Origin of the sequence: Kitasatospora sp. NPDC093806 (genome assembly GCF_040683335.1) — a bacterium.
In the GTDB taxonomy this organism is placed as follows: Bacteria; Actinomycetota; Actinomycetes; order Streptomycetales; family Streptomycetaceae; genus Kitasatospora.
The window spans coordinates 22,930-40,320 of the sequence record NZ_JBFBDO010000008.1 but is presented as its reverse complement, the minus strand read 5'-3'; the positions used below and the strand labels follow the sequence as shown (position 1 = coordinate 40,320).

Below are 17,391 nucleotides of genomic sequence, written 5' to 3'. Positions count from 1 at the left end.
GTCAACGCCGGCTCGCCGGAACGAGGAGCCGCCGACGGAGCCAACGGAGAAGGAGCGCGACGTGCCGCCGAAGCTGGACCGCGCCCAGGTGGTCGACACCGCCCTGCGCCTGCTCGACGAGACCGGGTTGGACGGGCTCACCCTCCGCCGGATCGCCACCGAGCTGGACGTCAAGGCGCCCGCGCTCTACTGGCACTTCGCCAACAAGCAGGCGCTGCTCGACGAGATGGCCACCGAGATGCTCCGCCGGACGTACGCCGGTCCGGTCGCCGTCCCGGACTCCTGGCAGCAGGCGATCACCGGCACCTGCCGCACCCTGCGCGCCGCGCTGCTCGGCTACCGGGACGGCGCCAAGGTCTTCAGCGGCACCCGGCTCACCGACTACGGGCACGCCGAGGGGCAGCACGCCATGCTCGCCGCGTTCACCCGGGCCGGCTTCGAACTCGCCGACGCCGTCCAGGCCTTCACCACCGCGTACGCGTACACCGTCGGCTTCGTGATCGAGGAGCAGGCCGTCCACCCGGTACCGGGGGAGCGGGCGCCGGGCTACGACCCGGAGCAGCGGGCCGCCGGGATCGCCCCCGAGTACGCCCTGGCCGCCGAGGCCGGCCGAGATCTCTTCGGCGACTTCGAGCGGCGCTTCGAACGCGGCCTGGCGATCATCGTGGCCGGCGTCGAGGCCACCCTGTCGCCCCCGTCAACTCGGCCCACCCCCTAGGGGTTTCGCCCAAGGCGTCTCCGGGTCCGGGCGGCCCCCGCGCTCCGGGGGCGGCCAGGGGTCCGGTACCGCCGAGGGGCGATGCCCGGGGGAGCGGGGCGAACCTACCGTCGTGGCATGACCAGTGCGCCCACCGCCCCGCACCACGATGACGCCCACGATGCCCACGCCGCCCACGACGACGCCCACCACCCGACCGTCCGCCCGGGTCGCCGGCCCGCCCGGCGCCGCGTCCCGGCCGTCCGCTCGGCCGCCCTCGCGACCGCCGCCGTCCTGCTGCTCGGCGCCGGCCTCACCGCCTGCGAGGGCGGCGCCGCGCTCTGCCTCAGCGACGACAGCTGCGACGTCGTCGTCCACACCGACGACGCCGACTCCACCCGCACCGTCGAGGTGTTCGGCGGCGACCGCAAGGTCGAGCTGACCGTCGGCCGGATCACCGACACCACGGCCGAGGTCAAGCTCGGCACGGAGACCAAGACCCTCACCGAGGACACCGAGACCGTCATCGGCCCCGCGAAGGTCACCCTGCGCCGCGCCGACGCCGAGGAGCACGCCGCCCAGCTCCACGTGGCCCGCTGACCGGTGGCCGCCGGCCGGCAGTCGCTCACCGGCCGGCGGTCACCACCTCTGCGGTCACCACCTCCGAGCGCGGCGGCCACGCCGGCGGACGGCTACTCCGGCAGACGGTTGAGCCAGCTGATCGGCGTGACCGCGATCGCCGTCTCCGGCGAACCGTCCCACTCGGTCGGCAGCCCCGCCGCCGTCAGCGCCGTGACCACCTCCCGCCCGACCTCGGCCGTCCTCCGCACGGCCGACTCCGTCGGTTCGCCGTCCACCTGGAACCCGCCGTACCGCAGCATCAGCGCGCCGCCGTCAGCGGCCCGTTCGGTGTCCTGCTGGTGGAAGAACACGAAGCCGCGCGAGCCCTCCTCGGCCTCGCCACCGATCTCGGCGTAGCCGCAGTTCGCGCAGCAGGTGAAGTCCATCGCCGCGACGATGCCCAGCTCCTCCAGGGCGTCGAAGGCGGCCTCCAGCCGGTCGACGTCGGTCGTGTCCGGCCAGGACGCCTGCTCCTCCAGACGCTCCCGCCACAGCGGAGCGACGATCCGCTCCGCCTCCTCCATCGTCAGTCCCTGGTCGTCGAGGTCCTCGACCAGGGACTCGGCTATCTCGTCCGGCTCCTGGAAGCCGCAGCGGATCAGCTCGCGGGCCCGCTCCACGGCGTCCCGCAGTACCTCGGCGTCCTGCAGCGCCTCGGCGTCAAGGGTGCTCTGCACGGTGTCCTGGTCCTGGTCCATGTCCGCATCCAAGCACCCGCCTCTGACAATCCGGGCCGCCCCGATCACCAGCCAGGGGGCCGCCCGTCCGGGTGCTACCGTCCCCCGGTGAACTCCCTCCTCCAGCCGCCGCTGATCACCCGTCTGCTCGCCGCCGAGCGCATCCTGATCGCCGGCGCGGGCGGCGGCTTCGACGTCTACGCCGGCCTCCCGCTGGCCCTCGCGCTGCGCGCGGCCGGCAAGGAGGTGCACCTCGCCAACCTCTCCTTCAGCGCGCTCGACGGCCTGCCCACAGACGTCTGGCAGGCCCCCGATCTGGCCCGGATCGGCCCCGACACCCCGGCCCCCGAGGGCTACTTCCCGGAGCGGACGCTGGCCCGCTGGCTCCGGTCGCACGGCATGCCCGACACCGTCTGGGCCTTCCCCAAGGTCGGCGTGCAGCCGCTGCGCGCCGCCTACCGGGAGCTCACCGGGCGGCTCGGCATCGACGCGCTGCTGCTCGTCGACGGCGGCACCGACATCCTGATGCGCGGCGACGAGGCGGGCCTCGGCACGCCCGAGGAGGACATGGCCAGCCTCGCCGCCGTCGCCGGGCTGACCGGGATCCCCGAGCGCCTGGTCGCCTGCCTCGGCTTCGGCATCGACGCCCACCACGGCGTCAACCACGCGCTGGTGCTGGAGAACCTCGCCGCGATCGACCGGTCCGGCGGCTACCTCGGCGCCTTCTCGATCCCGCGCGACAGCCGCGAGGGGGCTCTCTACCTGGACGCGGTCGAGCACGCCAGGGCGGCGTTCCCGGAGCACCCGAGCATCGTCCAGGGCTCGGTGGCGGCCGCGCTGTCCGGACGGTTCGGCGACGTCCGGTTCACCGAGCGGACCCGGTACAGCACGCTCTTCGTCAACCCGCTGATGACGCTCTACTTCGGCGTCACGGTCGAGGCGCTCGCCGCCGAGCACCGCTACCTCGACCGGCTCGAACGGACCGTGCTGATGCGCCAGATCAGCGGCGTCATCGCGGACTTCCAGGACTCGCTGCCCACCCAGCGCCCGCCCCGCCAGTTCCCGCACTGAACCGGCTGTCGCGCCGGACCCGGTTCAGCCCACGGCGAGCCGGAACTCCAGGTTGCCGAAGCGCACCTGGTCGCCCGGCCGGACCCGCACCCCGCCGGCGATCCGGTACCCGTTCACGTGCGTGCCGTTGGTCGAGCCGAGGTCGTACAGCACCCAGCCGTCGCCCTCCCGGCGCAGCTCGGCGTGGTGCCGGGAGACCGACACGTCGTTCAGCCGCAGCCCCGCCCCGGGGATCCGGCCGATCGTCAACTGCCCCGCCCCGGCGTGCGGAAGGCTCAGCCCCGGCAGCCGCTCGACCCGCCACGCCGTGCGCAGCCGCACCCCGAACGCGGACGCCCCGCCCACCGCGCGCAGCACGAACCGCCCGACCGGGTTCCCGGCCGGCAGGTCCGCCATCGCCGCGTTCAGCTCGGCGCGGCTGCCCGCGTGGAGCACGAGGTCGAGCCGCCCCAGGAAGGTGTCGTGCGACAGCCGCCCGCTGCCCGCACCCTCCCGCAGCGCGTCGAGCACCTGCTCCCGCTCGGCCTCGGACGGCCGGACCACCTGTGTCCGGTTCTCACGCGACATCATGGACCGATTCTCGGCCGCCCCCGCCGACCTGTCCAGATTCCGCGGGCGGGTGTGCTCAGGCCTTCCGGGCGGCCGCCAGGATCTTGACCGTGGTGTGGAGGAAGCGCGAGGTCACCGCACCCCGGTAGGACTTGCCGAAGAGCTTGCCGGTGGTGACCCACTTGCCGTCCTTCAGGTGCACCACCACGTAGGCGGTGCCGGGGTCGGCGCCGATCACCTCGTAGTCGCCCTTCGGCGAGGTGTACGGGAGCGGGAAGTCCGCGGGCAGCGGCTCGGAGAGGAAGTTCACCGTGAGCCGGACGTCCGGGGTGGCCTCGACGCCCGCGAACGGCTCGGCGTCGAGCACCGCCTGGACCTCGTCGACCGTGCGCAGCAGCACCGGCACCGGGTAGCCCAGCTGCTCGGCCAGGTGCGCCTCGATCCGCCCGGTGAGCGCGGCCCGGCCCGCCGCGTCGGTGACCTCGGCGGTGAAGAAGACGTTGCCGCTCTGGATGTAGGAGCCGACGCGCTCCAGGCCGAGCTCGGTGAAGAGCCCGCGCAGGCGCTCCATCTTCACCGTCCGGCCGCCGACGTTGACGGCCCGGAGGAAGGCGAGGTACGTGGTGGTGGTCGCAGTGGTCACCCGGCCAGTCTGGCACCGGCCACCGACAGCCGGGCTCGGCCCGGGCCGCACCTCGACGGCTTCTGCGGGCCGGGCGGGTCCGCGGGCAGGGGCGGTTGTCGGTGCCCGGTGCCAGACTGGCGCCATGGCTACCTGGCAGGATTTCGAGCACGAGGCACCGGACCTGGCCCCCGCCGTACGGGCCCGCTTCGAGGCCAACAAGCACCACGTCCTGGCGACCCTCCGCAAGGACGGTTCGCCCCGGGTGAGCGGCACCGAGGTCGACTTCCACGGCGCCGACCTCGTGCTCGGGTCGATGCACGGTGCGGTCAAGGCGCTGGACCTCCGGCGCGACGCCCGCTTCGCCCTGCACAGCAACCCGAGCGACGAGACGCTGGCCGACGGCGACGCCAAGGTCTCCGGCCGGGCCGTCGAGCTGACCGACGAAGCCGAGCTCGCCGCCTACGAGGCCGAGCTCCCCGAGCCGCCGCCCGGCCCGTACCACGCCTTCCGGCTGGAGCTGGACCAAGTGGTGCACACCACCGTCGAGGGCGACGCGGTGGTGATCAGGTCCTGGCGCCCGGGCGAGCCGGTGCGGCGGGTCGAGCGCCGCTGAGGACCGGCCCGCCGTCCCGCCGCGCCGCCGTCCCGACCCCCGCCGCTACGGCAGGACGGCCTTGACCGCCTCGGGCGTGCGGGCGACCACGGCGTGCCCGTCGTCCGCGGTGATGATCGGGCGCTGGATCAGGATCGGGTGCTCGGCCATCGCCGCGATCCAGCGCGCCCGGTCGCCCGGCTCCCGGCTCCACTGCTTCATGCCCAGGTCCTTGGCCACCTGCTCGTCCGTGCGGGTGATGTCCCACGGTTCCAGGCCCAGCCGCCCCAGCACCGCCTCCAGCTCGGCGACGCTCGGCGGGTCCTCCAGGTAACGCCGCACGGTGTACTCGACGCCCGCGCCCTCCAGCGTGTTGAGCGCGCTACGGCACTTCCCGCAACGCGGGTTGATCCAGATCTCCATCCCGCCAGCCTACCGACCGCCCCCGCCCCGCCCCCGGCACCCCGCGTCGGCCGGTCACGTCGCCGGCTCCCGCGTCGGGCGGGAACTCCCGTGCGTCCACCGACAGTTGCCCCTTCTGGAGTCGGATTTCTCGGGAGGGGAACACCGGATGGACGGCGCAGCGATCATCGAGCAGCTCATGACCACCGAGGGGCGGATCGACCCCTACCCGCTCTACGCCCGGGCGCACGAACTCGGCCCCGCCACCCCGGCCGGCCCCGCGGCGCTGCTGGCCGTCGGCCACGACGCCGCCGGCCAGGTGCTGCGCAACCCCGCCTTCGCCCTGGAGGACCCCCAGGCGATGGCGAGCTCCGACGCGGAACTGCTCCGTCACGCCTCCATCGCCCTCATCGGCCGCTCGATCCTCCAGCGCAACGCCCCCGACCACGGCCGGGTCCGCTCGCTCATCGCCTCGGCCTTCAACGCCCGCCGGGTCGCGTCGCTTCGCCCCGCGATCGAGGCCACGGTGGACCGGCTGCTCGACGACCTGGCCGAGCGGGGAGCGGACGGCTCGCCCGTCGACTTCATGGACGCCTTCGCCTTCCGGCTGCCGGTCGAGGTGATCTGCGAACTGCTCGGCGTCCCGATCGGCGACCGCCTGCTCTTCCGCCGCCTCGCCTCGGACCTCACCATCGCCCTCGAACCGGTCCAGGAGCTCGCCGAACTGGCCGCCGCCGACCGGGCCGCAGAGGAACTGACCGACTACTTCATCGGCCTGGTCGCCGACCGGCTGGCCCGCCCGACCGGCGACCTGGTCAGCGACCTCGCCCGGATCGCCGTCGACTCCCCGGACCGGATCTCCGGCGCCGAACTGCTCAGCAACCTCGTCCTCCTCCTGGTCGCCGGGTTCGAGACCACCACCAACCTGCTCGGCAACGGCCTCGCCCAGCTCTTCCACCACCCGTCGGCTGCGGAGGGCCTGCGCACCGGCGCGCTCGACCCGTCCCTGTTCACCGACGAGGTGCTGCGCTACGACTCCCCGGTCCAGCTCACCTCCCGGATCGCCGCCGCGCCCGGCCTCACCGTCGCGAACCTGCCCGCGCCGCCCGGCACCGCGGTGTTCGTCATGCTGGGCGCCGCCAACCACGACCCGGCCCGCTACCCGCACCCGGACCGCTTCGACCCGACCCGCACCGACAGCCAGCCGCTCAGCTTCGGCGGCGGCCCGCACTTCTGCCTCGGCAGCCAACTCGCCCGCCTGGAAGCCGACCTCGCCACCCCCGCCCTGCTCGACCGCTTCCCCCGCCTCGCCCCCGGCGGCGTCCCCACCCGCCGCCACCGCCTCGTCCTCCGCGGCTACGAAACCCTCCCCATCACCACCCGCTGATCCCCCGGCCCGGGCCGGGCGGCCTCGGGCCGCCGACCCACACGCCGGCTCTCCTTCGGCGCCCGGCCCCGCCGTCGGCCTCTGGTCCCGAGGCCGACCCGGCCGCCGTCGCTGGTGCGGGCCGGCCGAGCCGTATGCCTTCGCCCTTCGGTGGCACCCCGGTCAGTGGGTGCCGGCGGACAGGTGGAGGGTGCGGGTGTGTTGGTAGGGGCAGCCGGCGGTGGTGAAGGCGGTTGCGGTGGCGAGGAGTCGGGTCGGGTCGCCGTCCAGGAGGGCTTCGGCCCGGTCGACCTGGGCGGTGGCGACCGGGTTGCCGGCGACCGTGGCGCGGGCGGCGGCGAGGCGGGGACGGGCGCCCGGGTGGCCGGCGAGGACGGAGGCCTCCGCGCGCAGGGCCGCGTACCAGTGCAGCCAGACCCAGGAGACCCACTTCCACACCTCCTCCGGCGCGGGTGCGATCCGGGCCAGGGCCGCCTCCGGGTCCCCGTGGTGGAGCAGCACCGTCGCGTCGAGGATCGCGCCGTAGCCGTACCGGTGTTCCTCCTCGGGCCCCGCCCGGTCGGCGACGGCGAGCCAGGTGGCCCGGGCGTCGTGGTCGCCGCGCAGGCCGTGGACCATCGCGACCGAGGCGGCGGCCGGGCCGAGCGAGAACGAGCGCGGTCGCCCGGCCTGTTCCCACGCGTCGAGGAACCGTACGCCGCCCGCGAGCACGTCCTCGGTCCGGCCCGCGAAGGCGTCCGCGACCAGCAGCCAGGACGTGGCGTGGTGGCCGACCTCGGCCAGCAGCGGGTGGTCGGCGAGCTGTCGGCCCCACCGCGCGGCCTGCGGCAGTTCGCCGATGCCGAGGGCGGTGGCGGCGGCCATGGCGAGGGCGTCGACCCGTTCGTGCGTCGCGGCGGGGGTGCGGGGGGCCGGGGCAAGCAGCTCGGTCCGGCGGCGGGCGGCGGCCGCGGCGGCGAAGGGGTGGCCGGCCCAGCTCCGGGCGCCGGAGAGCGCGTCGAGGGCGGCGGACTCGGCGACGGGGTCGCCGGCGCGCCGGGCGAGTTCGACGGCCCGTTCGGCGGCCGCGACGGTCTGCTCGACGGTGTTGTCGGGGCTGCCCTGGACCGAGCCGAAGGCGTCCGCGAGCACGGCCGCCTCGGCCAGCGCGACGGCCGCCTCGGTGGCCCGGTCGACGGGGGCGCCGCCGTCCTCGGACAGTTCGCGTGCCGCCGTGAGCAGGGCGGTCACCTCCTCGGCGCCGGGTATCCGGGTGAACGCGCTGGAGAAGCGGTACGCGACGGTGGCGGCGGCCGCCAGGTCGCGGGCGGCGCCGGCGGTGTCCCCGGCCAGGCGGGCGGCCTCGGCGGCCGCCCGGTGCAGGCGGTACATGTCGTCGCCGAGCCCTCGGCACCCGGCGACCCGGGCGGCCTCCCGCAGCGCGGCGGCGGAGGCGGCAGCGCCCGCAGCCCGGTCGCCGTCCCCGTCGCCGACCGGGGGACCGGCGAGCGCGGCCGCCTGCTCGTAGCGCTGCTGGGACTCGCCGAGCAGGTTGCGGGTGAAGGCCGGCCCGGCCAGGGACAGGGCGAGCCGGTGGGCGTCCGCGCGCAGCTCCGGCCGTTCGGCGGCCCGGGCGAGGGCGGCCCGGAGGTCCTCCGCGACCGCGTCGAACCGGGCCCGCCAGTCCGCGCCGTCCTCGTCCGCACCGAGGGCCTGGGCCTGCGCCAGGCACCAACGCGCGTGAGCGGCGCGGACGTTCAGCAGCTCGTCGGCCTCGGCGAGGCGCTCCGTCCCGTACTGGCGGATGGTCTCCAACGCCCGGTAGCGGGTGCCGGTCGCGGACGGGGTCGCGGTGAGCAGGCTCTGCTCGGTGAGCCGGCCGAGCCCGTCGGCGATGGCGGCCGGGTCGAGGACCGGCCCGTCCCCCGTCGATCCCGAGACCCCCGCCGACCCCGCCACCGCGGCGGCCGCCTCGGCGGTGAACGGCAGGACGAACACCGACACCCGGCGCAGCAGCGCCCGGTCCGCCGGCTCCAGCAGGTCGTGGCTCCAGTCCAGGGCGGCCCGCACCGAGCGGTGCCGGTCGCCGGCTCGCGGCCCGCCGGCCAGGAACCGCAACTGGTCGGAGAGGCCGGCGGTGAGCCCGTCGAGGCCGAGTGTGGGCCAGCGGGCGGCGGCGAGTTCGATCGCCAGCGCCATGCCGTCGAGCCGTTCGCAGACGGCCGCGATCCGCTCCCGCAGCGCCGGGTCCGGGTCCGGGGCCGCGCCGGCGGCGGTCGCCCGTTCGACGAACAGGGTGACGGCGTCCGACGCGCCGCCGCCGTCCCGGGACAGCGGCGGGACCGGGACGACCCGTTCGAACGGCACCAGCAGCCGGGCCCGGCTGGTCGCCAGCACCCGGACCTGCGGACAGGCCGTCAACAGCCGTTCGAGGAACGGCGCCACGCCGTCGCGGACCTGCTCGCAGTTGTCCAGCACCAGTAGCGTCCGGTGGTCGGCCAGCGCGGCCGTCAGGGCCTCGTCGACGCCGCGTCCGGGCTGCTCGCCGACGCCCAGGGCGGCCGCGACGGCGGCGGCCACCCGCTCGGGGTCGGTGACCGGCGCCAGGTCGACGAACCACACGCCGTCGGCGAAGTCGTCGGCCACCGCCGCCGCCACCGCCAGGGCGAGCCGGGTCTTGCCGACCCCGCCCGGTCCGGCGGCGGTCACCTGCCGGTGCGCCCGTACGGCGGCGGCCAGTTCGTCGCGCTCCCGGGCCCGGCCGACGAACGCCGTCAGCGGCGCCGGGAGGACGGGCGCCGTCGGACGCGGCTGCGCGGCGGGGGCGTCCGGGGCGTCGGAGGTGTCGCGAGCGGCGGGGGCACCGGCGCCGGCGAGGCCGGCGGCGTGGCGGGAGAGCGCCCGCCGGTCCGGGGCCGCGAGCTTGCGCAGCAGTGAGGAGGTGTGCGATTCGACCGTGCGGACGGAGATGAACAGCCGCGCGGCGATCTCCGCGTTGCTGAGGTGTTCACCGAGCAGCGCGAGGACGTCGGCTTCCCGAGGCGAGATCACTGGACTGGGCACCGGGCCATTATCCGCAGCCGCCCTCGGAGCACCTCGACCACGGTCTCCGTACCGCTCTCCGTAGTGCGTTCCGTACCGCTCTCCGTAGTGCGTTCCGTGGTGCGTTCCGTGCTCGGCACGGAGGCGGCCCGCACCCCTCCCGGGGGAGGCTGTGACCACAGCGAAGGGCCGGACACCACGGCCCACCACCCGCCCACCTGAGGAGCGATCATGTCCGGTACCGCCGCCCCGGCCCACCCGACGAACGCCGGACCGCGCCCCCGCGCCCTGCGCCGTCGCGACGCCGAGGACCGGCTCGCCCACGACGTGGACGTCTGGGTGGCCAGCGCCTCGCCGGACGGTGCGCCGTACCTCGTCCCGCTCTCCTTCGACTGGGACGGCACGGCCCTGCTGCTCGCCACCCCGGCCGACAGCCCGACCGGCCGCAACCTGGCCGCGACCGGGGTCGCCCGGCTGGCGCTGGGCCCGACCCGGGACGTGGTGATGATCGAGGGCACGGTCGAGGTGCACGGGATCGACACCCTGCCGGCCGAGCAGGGCGACCGGTTCGCCGCGCGCACCGGCTTCGACCCGCGCACGCTGGGGGCGCGGTACCGCTGGTTCCGGATCACGCCCCGCCGCGTCCAGGCCTGGCGGGAGGAGAACGAGCTGTCGGGCCGTGACCTCATGCGCGACGGCCACTGGCTCGTCTGAGCACGCGAAACCACCACCGTACGACCGACTGATCATCTTCCGGAAACAGGAAAGCGAGTTCACCTCATGAAGAACACCCGGACCCCCGCCGCCGGCACCACCGCGAAGACCGCGGCGTTCGACGGCTTCACCGACGACGAGCGCGCCGCGATGCGGGACCACGCCAAGGAGCTGAAGGCCGCCGCCCGCCGCAGCCCGCGAACCGCCAAGGCCGACGCGGAGCAGGACGTGCTCGCGAAGATCGCCGAGATGACGGACGCGGACCGGATCCTCGCCGAGCGACTGCACGTGATCATCAGGGCCGCCGCGCCGGACCTCGCGCCCAAGCTCTGGTACGGGATGCCCGCGTACGCGAAGGACGGCAAGGTGCTCTGCTTCTTCCAGTGCGCGCAGAAGTTCAAGTCGCGCTATGCGACCCTCGGCTTCAGCGACGTGGCGCGGCTGGACGACGGCGCCCTGTGGCCGACCGTCTTCGCCCTGACCGAGCTGACCCCCGCCGTCGAGGCCCGCATCACCGCCCTCGTCACCACCGCCGTCGCCTGACCGGGCCGCTCGACCAGCCAGGTCAAGCGGCCCGATCAAGCGGTCCGATCAAGCGGCCCGTGGTCACGCGAAGGCGATGTCCGCGACGACGGTGCTGTCGGCGACCGGGGTGCCCCCGGTCTCGCAGTTGCTGGTCAGCAGTTGCTTGCTGATCACCTCCAGGACCGAGACGGCCCGCTCGCCCGCCAGGCGCGGGGAGTCTGCGGTGACGGTGCCGGCCAGGATGCCGTTGCCGATGGCCTGGGTGAGCGTGATGCCGGTCAGCCGGCTGAAGGTGTGGTCGCCGTCGGCGAGGTTCCAGTTGAACCGGGCGTGGGAGGCCGAGCTGTCGAGGGTGCTGGTGGTGCAGCTCAGCGCGGAGAAGACCAGCGTGACCTTCGCCGTGCCGGAGGTGATGCCGTCCGGGGCGAACACGGTGTACGTGCACGGGGAGAGGGCCGCGTCGACGGTGACGGTGGTGGGCCGGGCGGTGCCCGACAGCGGCGGCGAGAAGTGCGCCGTACCCGTCAGCGCGCAGTCGACCAGCTCAGACCCGGTGCGCGACCGGGCGTCGGCCTGCGACGCGGCGGGCAGCAGCGCCGCGCAGCACACCGCGGCCGTCACCGCCGCCCTGACCCAGATGCGGGTGGCCGGGTCACGCATGGGTCACCGTGACTGCGGCAGCGCCGTGCGTCTGGGTGACGCCGGTGGAGAAGCAGAGGAAGGGGTTGTCGGGCAGCAGCTCGATGGTGATGGTGAAGGCGTCCCCCTTGAACTTGCCGTCGGTGACCGGGCCGTTCCCGACCACCACCGGGATCCCGGACGGCCGGAGGTCGACCACGGAGGCGAAGCGGACCTGGCTGGTCGCGCCGGTGTTCCAGGTGATGGTGCCGGTCGCGTCGAAGCTGCCGCTGACGCAGCCGAGCCGCCCCGAGCCGGTACCGGTGACGCTGTTGGCCGCGGTGATCGTCGGGTCGGTCGACGTGCACGGGGCGGCCGAGCCGGCGAAGGACAGGTCGGTCGGCTTGGGGTCCAGCGTCACACCGGGGGAGTAGCTGACGGTGGCGGTGCCCACGGGACAGGTGACGTCGACGGTCGGTGCGGCGGCGTCCTGCGGCGCGGCGGCCGCGTGCGGTGCGGCGGGCAGCCACAGGCCCGCCGCGAGCAGGGCGGTGGTCAGCGAGCGGACGGCGAGGGTGGTGCGCGGGCGTGCGGAACGGGTGGATGTCACGGAAAGGGTTTCCTTCTACGGGGGTCGGCCCACCGGACGGCGGACGGAAGCGGGCGCGCGGCACGACCGGGGCGTCCTCACCGTGCTCGTGGGCAGGGCGGGGGCCGGTCGCGGGGCCGGTCGCCGGGGCGGACGCGCGTGCGTGACGGCCGCGTCGAAAGCCCGGCAGGCCTTGGCGCGCCGTGATGCTCCGTATGCAGTTCAACACGCCGGGTGCCGTCCGGCGCGCGCTGCTCCACCGTCAGGGGACGCGGGGCCGGCCCGCCGGAACGGACCGGCCCCCGTCGCCCTCGCGGGGGATCACCCCGGGCAGCCGACCGGCCGGTCACCCACCGTCCGGTCGTCGGCGGCCGCCTCCTGCCCGAAGTAGAGCGCGTCGGGCCGCTCCCGCCACCCCGGGTCGGCGAGCACGACGCCCTCGGCGAAGTCCGGGACGCCGTAGCCGTGGACCCAGTCCGAGCGCCGGTCGCGGGTCTTGAGATGGACGCCGTCGGCACCACCGGCACCGCCCTCGACGGTGGTGACGGTGGAGCCGGTGTAGGCGACGCAGATGCCGGTGTGGCTGCCGCCGCCGGGGCCGAAGAAGACCTGGCCGCCGATCACGGGGTACTCGGTGAAGCGGTCGCGCTCCTTGAACCAGGCGACGTCCTCCGCGCAGGAGGCGCTCGCCGGGAAGAGGGCGGCGTTGCCGGACTCCCGGGCGCACCAGGCGACGAAGGCGGTGCACCAGGCCTCGCCGAGGGACCGCTCCGGGCCGGGGACGGCGGGGGAGCGCCGTGGGATGCCGTGCCGGCGGCCGCCGCCGTGGTGCTCCTCGTGGTACCAGACCTGGTCGCGGGCGACGCGGATCAGGTCCGCCGCGTTCGAGGACATGGGTGTGGACTCCTTGCTTCCTTGCGTCATCGCTTCATCGCTTCATCGCTTCATGGACTCGCGGCTTCATGGCTTCATGGCTTCATCGCTTCACGGCTTTCGGACCGGACCCGCTCAGAGCTGGGCGAAGGTCTGCACGTACCGCCCCCAACTGCCGCGCCGGCGGGGCGAGTGGCCGATGCCGATGCGGTTGTACTGCGGGTTGAGGAGGTTGTCGCGGTGCGGCCGGCTGTTCAGCCAACTGCGCATGGCCTCCGGCACGCTGTTGCCCGGCGTGACGTTCTCGGCGGCGGGGACGTTGGCGACGCCGACGTCGCGGAGCCGGTCCCAGGGGGAGCTGCCGTCGGTGCCGTGGTGCTGGGTGAGGTCGTGCGCGGCCAGGTCGTCGGCATGGCGCTGGGCGGCGGCGCTGAGGCGGTCGTCCAAGCGGATCGGCTGGACGCCGGTGCGTCCGCGCTCGGCGTTGACGGCGCTCAGCATCTCGGCGCGGAAGTCGTGGCCGGACCGCTGCCGCGGCACGGGGTGCGGCTCGGCGCGCTGCCGTCCGGCGCCGCCGACGCCGTCGGCTGCGGTGAGCCGCCAGCGCTGGGCCGGGACGGCCTCGTCCGGCCGGGACAGGGTGAGCGGGCAGCCGGGGGCGGCGGCGGTGAGGTACAGCCGGCCCTCGTCGGTGCGGGCGGTCCGGATCCGGAACCAGTCCTCGTCGACGACCTCCAGGTACCAGTGCTGGTTGGGCTGGTTGTGCTCGTCGTACAGCCAGGCCTGGCGGGTGGAGTAGTCGTAGTCGACGACCATGGCCTGGCCGGGGGCGTGCCGGCCGACGGTGAGCTGGGTCTCCAGCAGCCAGCTGCCGCCGTCCTTGGCCCAGAAGGCCCAGCCCTGGGCGGAGGTGCCGGCGGCGCCCCAGGACTGGACGGCGGTGCCGGCGGCGATCCGGCCGCAGCGGACGTCGGCGACCGTTCCGTTGGCGGACTCCAGGGTCCAGGTCTGGCCGTGCTGCGGGAGCGTGGGCATGTCGCGCCTCTCGTCGACTGAGCCGCCCCGGCCGCACGCCTGCGGTCCGGGGCCTGACGAGCAGGATGGTCCCGGAGCGCGGTAGACAAGCAGTCAACGCGCGTAGTGCTCAACGCCGTCGGCACTCCCGCCGACACCCCTGTCGACACCCCTGCCGACGCCCCCGCCGGCGGGCCTACTCCAGGGCCGCCAGCAGCTCCCTGACCTGCGCCGCGTCCTCGGCGAGGCCCAGCCGCTCGTACACCTCCAGCCCCTCCGCGAGGCAGGCCCGGGCCTGGCGCGGCCGGCCGAGGCCGGTGAGCGCGGTGCCGAGGGTGCGCAGCAGGGCGGCCTCCAGGGCGGCGCTGGTGCGGCGGGCGAGCGGGAGGACCGCCTCGGCGGCGTCGACGGCGAGCAACCAGCGGCCGGCCTCGGCGTGGATCCGGGCGGCGAGGTCGCCGGACGCGGCCTCGAAGACGGTGACCTGGAGGGCGGCGAACTCCTCGCGGGCGCCGACCGCCTGGGCGAGTGCCTCCTCCGGGTCGCCGCACAGCCGCAGCACCCGGGCGAGGTAGTAGCGGCCGGTCGCGGCGGAGACCGGGCCGGAGCCGCTCATCAGCCGGGCGCCGCGCTCGGCCGCGTCCCGGGCCTCGGCGGGGCGGCCGGTCTGGGCGCAGCAGAACGCGAACTCGCCGAGCGCGCTGCCCTCGGAGCGTTCGGCGCCGAGGCGGTGGAACAGTTGCGCGGCGCGGCCGGCGTGCTCGGCGGCCTCGGCGTAGCGGCCGTGGATGCGGGCGTTGCCGCCGAGGGTGAGCAGGGCCTTGGCGAGCACCCGCTCGGTCGGGGCTTCCGAACCGGCCGCCGAGGGGACCGCCGCGGACCCACCGGCCTCGGACGGGCCCACCACCGCGGAGGGTCCCGCCACCGAGGGCACCACCGCAGAGGGCACCACCGCCGAGCAGAGTTCGACGGCCCGCCGGATCTCCTCCTCCGACTCCGCGTAGCGGTTGACGTGCCACAGGTTGGCGCCGCGCAGGTACCGGGCGAGGGCGAGCGCGCCGTGGTCGCCGCGCGCGGCGGCCTCCTCGGCGAGTCGTTCCGCGAGGTCGGCGATCAGGGTGGTCCGGGTCCGGTCGGCGAGCACCGCGCCCATCCGGTCGGCGAGTTCGGCGGCGCGGTCCAGCGGCAGCTCCGGGTCGGCGCAGCTCAGCGCGATGGCGGCGGCGTGCACCTCGGCCTGCTCGTTCATCCAGCGGACGGCCGCGGTGCCGTCGGCGAAGCTCCGGCCCTCGGCGCGGACGGGCACGCCGAGCAGGCTGAGCTCGACCGGGTCGGCCTTGCGGGCGGCGCGGTCGGCGTTGCGGGCGGTGGCGAGGCAGAAGTCGGCGAGCCGGTCGGCGGCGGCGGTGCGGTCGGCGGGGGCGTCCTCGGCGGCGAGCCGGCCGCGGGCGTAGGCGCGGACGAGGTCGTGGTAGCCGTAGCGGCCGAACCGGGGGGAGTGCAGCAGGTTGAGGTCGACCAGGGTTTCGAGCAGGTCGGCGGTCGCGCTCTCCGGGCGGTCGAGCAGCGCGGCGGCGCAGGGCAGCGGGATGTCGGGGACGTCGGGCAGGGCGAGCAGGCGGAAGGCGCGGGCGAGTTCGGCGTCGAGGCGGTGGTAGGAGAGGGCGAAGCTGGCCTCCACGGTCCGTTCGCCGTCGCTGAGTTCGGCCAGCCGGTGCTCCTGGCGCAGCCCCTCGGCGAGGGCGGCGAGGGTGAGCGCGGGGTCGGCGGCGAGCCGGGAGGCGACGATGCGGACGGCGAGCGGCAGCAGCCCGCAGGCGTGCACGATCTCCTCGGCGGCGGCGGGTTCGGCGGCGGTGCGGTCGGCGCCGACGATCCGGGTGAGCAGCTCCAGCGCCTGCTCCGGCGGCAGGGTGTCCAGGCGCAGCTGGTGGGCCCCGGCGAGCTCGGCCAGCCGATGGCGGCTGGTGACCAGGACGGCGCAGCCGGCCGAACCGGGCAGCAGCGGTTCGACGTGGTCGGGGGTGGCGGCGTTGTCGAGGACGACCAGGACGCGCCGCCCGGCCAGGGCTGAGCGGTAGAGCGCGCTGCGTTCCCGGGTGTCCGGCGGGATCTCGGCGGGGGCCACGCCGAGGGCGCGCAGGAAGCCGGCGAGCACGGTGCCGGGGTCGGGCGGGGTGTGGTCGGCGCCGCGCAGGTCGGCGAAGAGCTGTCCGTCGGGGAAGCGGTCGCGGATCCGGCGGGCGACGTGCACGGCGAGGGTGGTCTTGCCGACGCCGCCCATGCCGTCCAGGGCGGAGATCACGACGGCCCGGCCGCCGGCGCCGCCGAGGCGGTCGACCAGGGTCTCGACCTCGTCTGCTCGTCCGGTGAAGTCGGCCAGCCCGGAGGGGAGTTGGTCGGGCGCCTGCCAGCTGTCGGCGGCGGGTTCGGGGGCCTCGGCGGTGGCGGCGCCGGCGGGCAGCAGGGTGGGGTCGTCGCGCAGGATGCGCAGCTGCAGCTCGGCCGGGCCGCTCCCGTCGGGGTCACCGTCGGAGGCGCCGCCCGGTCCGCCCGCCCCGGACGGCAGCGCGGCGCGCGCGTCCTCGTACACGGCGAGCGCCTCGGTGCGGCGGCCCGCCTGGTAGAGCGCGCGCATCAGGACGGCGGTGAGCCGGGGCCGGCCGGGGTGCTCCAGGGCCAGCGCGGCGGCCTCCGCCGTCAGGTCGGTGCGGTCGCCGAGGTCGGCGTCGAGTTCGAGCTCGGCCTCCTTGGCGGCGACGCGCTGCTCGGCGAGCCGGGCCCGGGTGGCCTCGGCGTGCGGGCCGGGCAGTCCGGCCAGCGGTTCGCCGACCCACAGCCGCCGGGCGCTCCGCAGCACCTCGCGCACCTCCCGCGCCGGCGCGCCGGCCTCCCGCAGCCGTCCGGCCTCGGCCAGCAGTTCCGCCCAGGCGGTCGCGTCCACCTCGGCCGCCGGCACCCGCAGGGCGTACCCGTCGCCGACCCGGACCAGCGGCATCCGCTCCGGATCGTCCCCGGCGTACGGCCGGAACACGGTGCGCAGCCGGGAGACGGCCAGCTGGACGGCCTTGCGCGGATCGGCCGGCTCGGCGCCGCCCCACACGCCCTCCGCCAGCACGGCGGTCGCCACCGTCCGCCCGGCGGCGCCCAGCAGCACGGCGAGCACGGCCCGCTGCTGCGGCCGGCCCAGCTCCAGCTCCCGCTCCCCGTGCCAGGCGCGCAGCGGTCCCAGCAGCCCGAACCGCAGCCCGGCCCCCGCCGCGCCGGCACCGTCCATCCCGACGCCCCCCGTATCCGTCATCGCCCGTCCCCGTCCCCGTGTCCGTCCCGTGTCCTGCCGGTCGTTCGGCGCCGGGATTCCGCCATGTCCGTACGGACGGTGCGGCCCTCGTATCCCGGTCACCTATGCTTCGCAC

At 75.6% G+C, this 17,391-nt stretch carries 17 protein-coding genes; 7 read left to right on the top strand and 10 right to left on the bottom strand.

The annotated features are described in order from the left end of the window. The first annotated feature begins 61 nt into the window (after window positions 1–61). The gene (locus AB0N76_RS07465; protein ID WP_363554157.1) at window positions 62–718 is read left to right on the top strand and encodes a TetR/AcrR family transcriptional regulator C-terminal domain-containing protein; all 657 of its coding nucleotides are present in this window, start codon (window positions 62–64) and stop codon (window positions 716–718) included. A 117-nt stretch (window positions 719–835) separates the two neighbouring features. Then, entirely contained in the window at window positions 836–1,297 is a 462-nt protein-coding gene (locus AB0N76_RS07460; RefSeq protein ID WP_363554155.1) for a hypothetical protein, read from the top strand. Window positions 1,298–1,389: 92 nt separating this feature from the next. Here AB0N76_RS07460 and AB0N76_RS07455 read toward each other — a convergent pair whose 3' ends face one another. Further along, a complete protein-coding gene (locus tag AB0N76_RS07455; RefSeq protein WP_363554153.1) occupies window positions 1,390–2,016 on the bottom strand; it encodes a hypothetical protein in 627 nt (208 codons plus the stop codon). A gap of 87 nt (window positions 2,017–2,103) precedes the next feature. On the opposite strand from AB0N76_RS07455, the gene AB0N76_RS07450 reads away from it, so the two are divergent. After that, entirely contained in the window at window positions 2,104–3,066 is a 963-nt protein-coding gene (locus AB0N76_RS07450; protein WP_363554151.1) for a DUF1152 domain-containing protein, read from the top strand. Window positions 3,067–3,090: 24 nt separating this feature from the next. Here AB0N76_RS07450 and AB0N76_RS07445 read toward each other — a convergent pair whose 3' ends face one another. Both AB0N76_RS07445 and AB0N76_RS07440 read right to left on the bottom strand, forming a co-directional pair. Beyond that, entirely contained in the window at window positions 3,091–3,636 is a 546-nt protein-coding gene (locus AB0N76_RS07445; protein ID WP_363554149.1) for a DUF1707 and FHA domain-containing protein, read from the bottom strand. A 55-nt stretch (window positions 3,637–3,691) separates the two neighbouring features. Further along, window positions 3,692–4,258 (bottom strand): DUF1697 domain-containing protein, encoded by a 567-nt coding sequence (locus AB0N76_RS07440; RefSeq protein ID WP_363554147.1) that lies wholly within the window; start codon window positions 4,256–4,258, stop codon window positions 3,692–3,694. Window positions 4,259–4,382: 124 nt separating this feature from the next. Between AB0N76_RS07440 and AB0N76_RS07435 the strand changes: the two genes are divergently transcribed. Then, the gene (locus AB0N76_RS07435) at window positions 4,383–4,853 is read left to right on the top strand and encodes a pyridoxamine 5'-phosphate oxidase family protein (RefSeq protein ID WP_363554145.1); all 471 of its coding nucleotides are present in this window, start codon (window positions 4,383–4,385) and stop codon (window positions 4,851–4,853) included. A gap of 45 nt (window positions 4,854–4,898) precedes the next feature. On the opposite strand, the gene AB0N76_RS07430 is transcribed toward AB0N76_RS07435, so the two are convergent. Further along, window positions 4,899–5,255 carry an arsenate reductase family protein gene (locus tag AB0N76_RS07430; RefSeq protein ID WP_363554143.1) on the bottom strand — a complete coding sequence of 119 codons (357 nt, stop codon included), beginning with the start codon at window positions 5,253–5,255 and terminating at the stop codon, window positions 4,899–4,901. 148 nt (window positions 5,256–5,403) lie between these two features. Between AB0N76_RS07430 and AB0N76_RS07425 the strand changes: the two genes are divergently transcribed. Further along, on the top strand, window positions 5,404–6,621 hold the full coding sequence (locus tag AB0N76_RS07425; protein ID WP_363554141.1) for a cytochrome P450: 1,218 nt from the start codon (window positions 5,404–5,406) through the stop codon (window positions 6,619–6,621). Window positions 6,622–6,783: 162 nt separating this feature from the next. Here the strand turns inward: AB0N76_RS07425 and AB0N76_RS07420 are convergent, their stop codons facing one another. Further along, the gene (locus AB0N76_RS07420) at window positions 6,784–9,663 is read right to left on the bottom strand and encodes a LuxR C-terminal-related transcriptional regulator (RefSeq protein WP_363554139.1); all 2,880 of its coding nucleotides are present in this window, start codon (window positions 9,661–9,663) and stop codon (window positions 6,784–6,786) included. A gap of 210 nt (window positions 9,664–9,873) precedes the next feature. On the opposite strand from AB0N76_RS07420, the gene AB0N76_RS07415 reads away from it, so the two are divergent. Both AB0N76_RS07415 and AB0N76_RS07410 read left to right on the top strand, forming a co-directional pair. After that, window positions 9,874–10,356, top strand: a complete 483-nt coding sequence (locus AB0N76_RS07415) for a pyridoxamine 5'-phosphate oxidase family protein (protein ID WP_363554137.1) — start codon at window positions 9,874–9,876, stop codon at window positions 10,354–10,356. Window positions 10,357–10,422: 66 nt separating this feature from the next. After that, the gene (locus tag AB0N76_RS07410) at window positions 10,423–10,899 is read left to right on the top strand and encodes a DUF1801 domain-containing protein (protein WP_363554135.1); all 477 of its coding nucleotides are present in this window, start codon (window positions 10,423–10,425) and stop codon (window positions 10,897–10,899) included. A 63-nt stretch (window positions 10,900–10,962) separates the two neighbouring features. Here AB0N76_RS07410 and AB0N76_RS07405 read toward each other — a convergent pair whose 3' ends face one another. From AB0N76_RS07405 to AB0N76_RS07385, 5 genes are all read right to left on the bottom strand, one after another. After that, complete coding sequence (locus AB0N76_RS07405; RefSeq protein ID WP_363554133.1) at window positions 10,963–11,541, bottom strand: hypothetical protein; 579 nt, start codon at window positions 11,539–11,541, stop codon at window positions 10,963–10,965. Then, window positions 11,534–12,109: a hypothetical protein gene (locus AB0N76_RS07400; RefSeq protein WP_363554131.1), complete on the bottom strand. Its 576-nt coding sequence runs from the start codon at window positions 12,107–12,109 to the stop codon at window positions 11,534–11,536. The genes AB0N76_RS07405 and AB0N76_RS07400 overlap by 8 nt, the downstream gene beginning before the upstream one ends. A gap of 300 nt (window positions 12,110–12,409) precedes the next feature. Continuing rightward, window positions 12,410–12,982, bottom strand: coding sequence for a CHAP domain-containing protein (locus AB0N76_RS07395; protein ID WP_363554129.1), 573 nt, complete (start codon window positions 12,980–12,982; stop codon window positions 12,410–12,412). A gap of 114 nt (window positions 12,983–13,096) precedes the next feature. After that, the gene (locus tag AB0N76_RS07390) at window positions 13,097–13,996 is read right to left on the bottom strand and encodes a CAP domain-containing protein (protein WP_363554127.1); all 900 of its coding nucleotides are present in this window, start codon (window positions 13,994–13,996) and stop codon (window positions 13,097–13,099) included. A 175-nt stretch (window positions 13,997–14,171) separates the two neighbouring features. Continuing rightward, the gene (locus AB0N76_RS07385; protein ID WP_363554125.1) at window positions 14,172–17,276 is read right to left on the bottom strand and encodes a BTAD domain-containing putative transcriptional regulator; all 3,105 of its coding nucleotides are present in this window, start codon (window positions 17,274–17,276) and stop codon (window positions 14,172–14,174) included. Window positions 17,277–17,391: the final 115 nt, after the last annotated feature.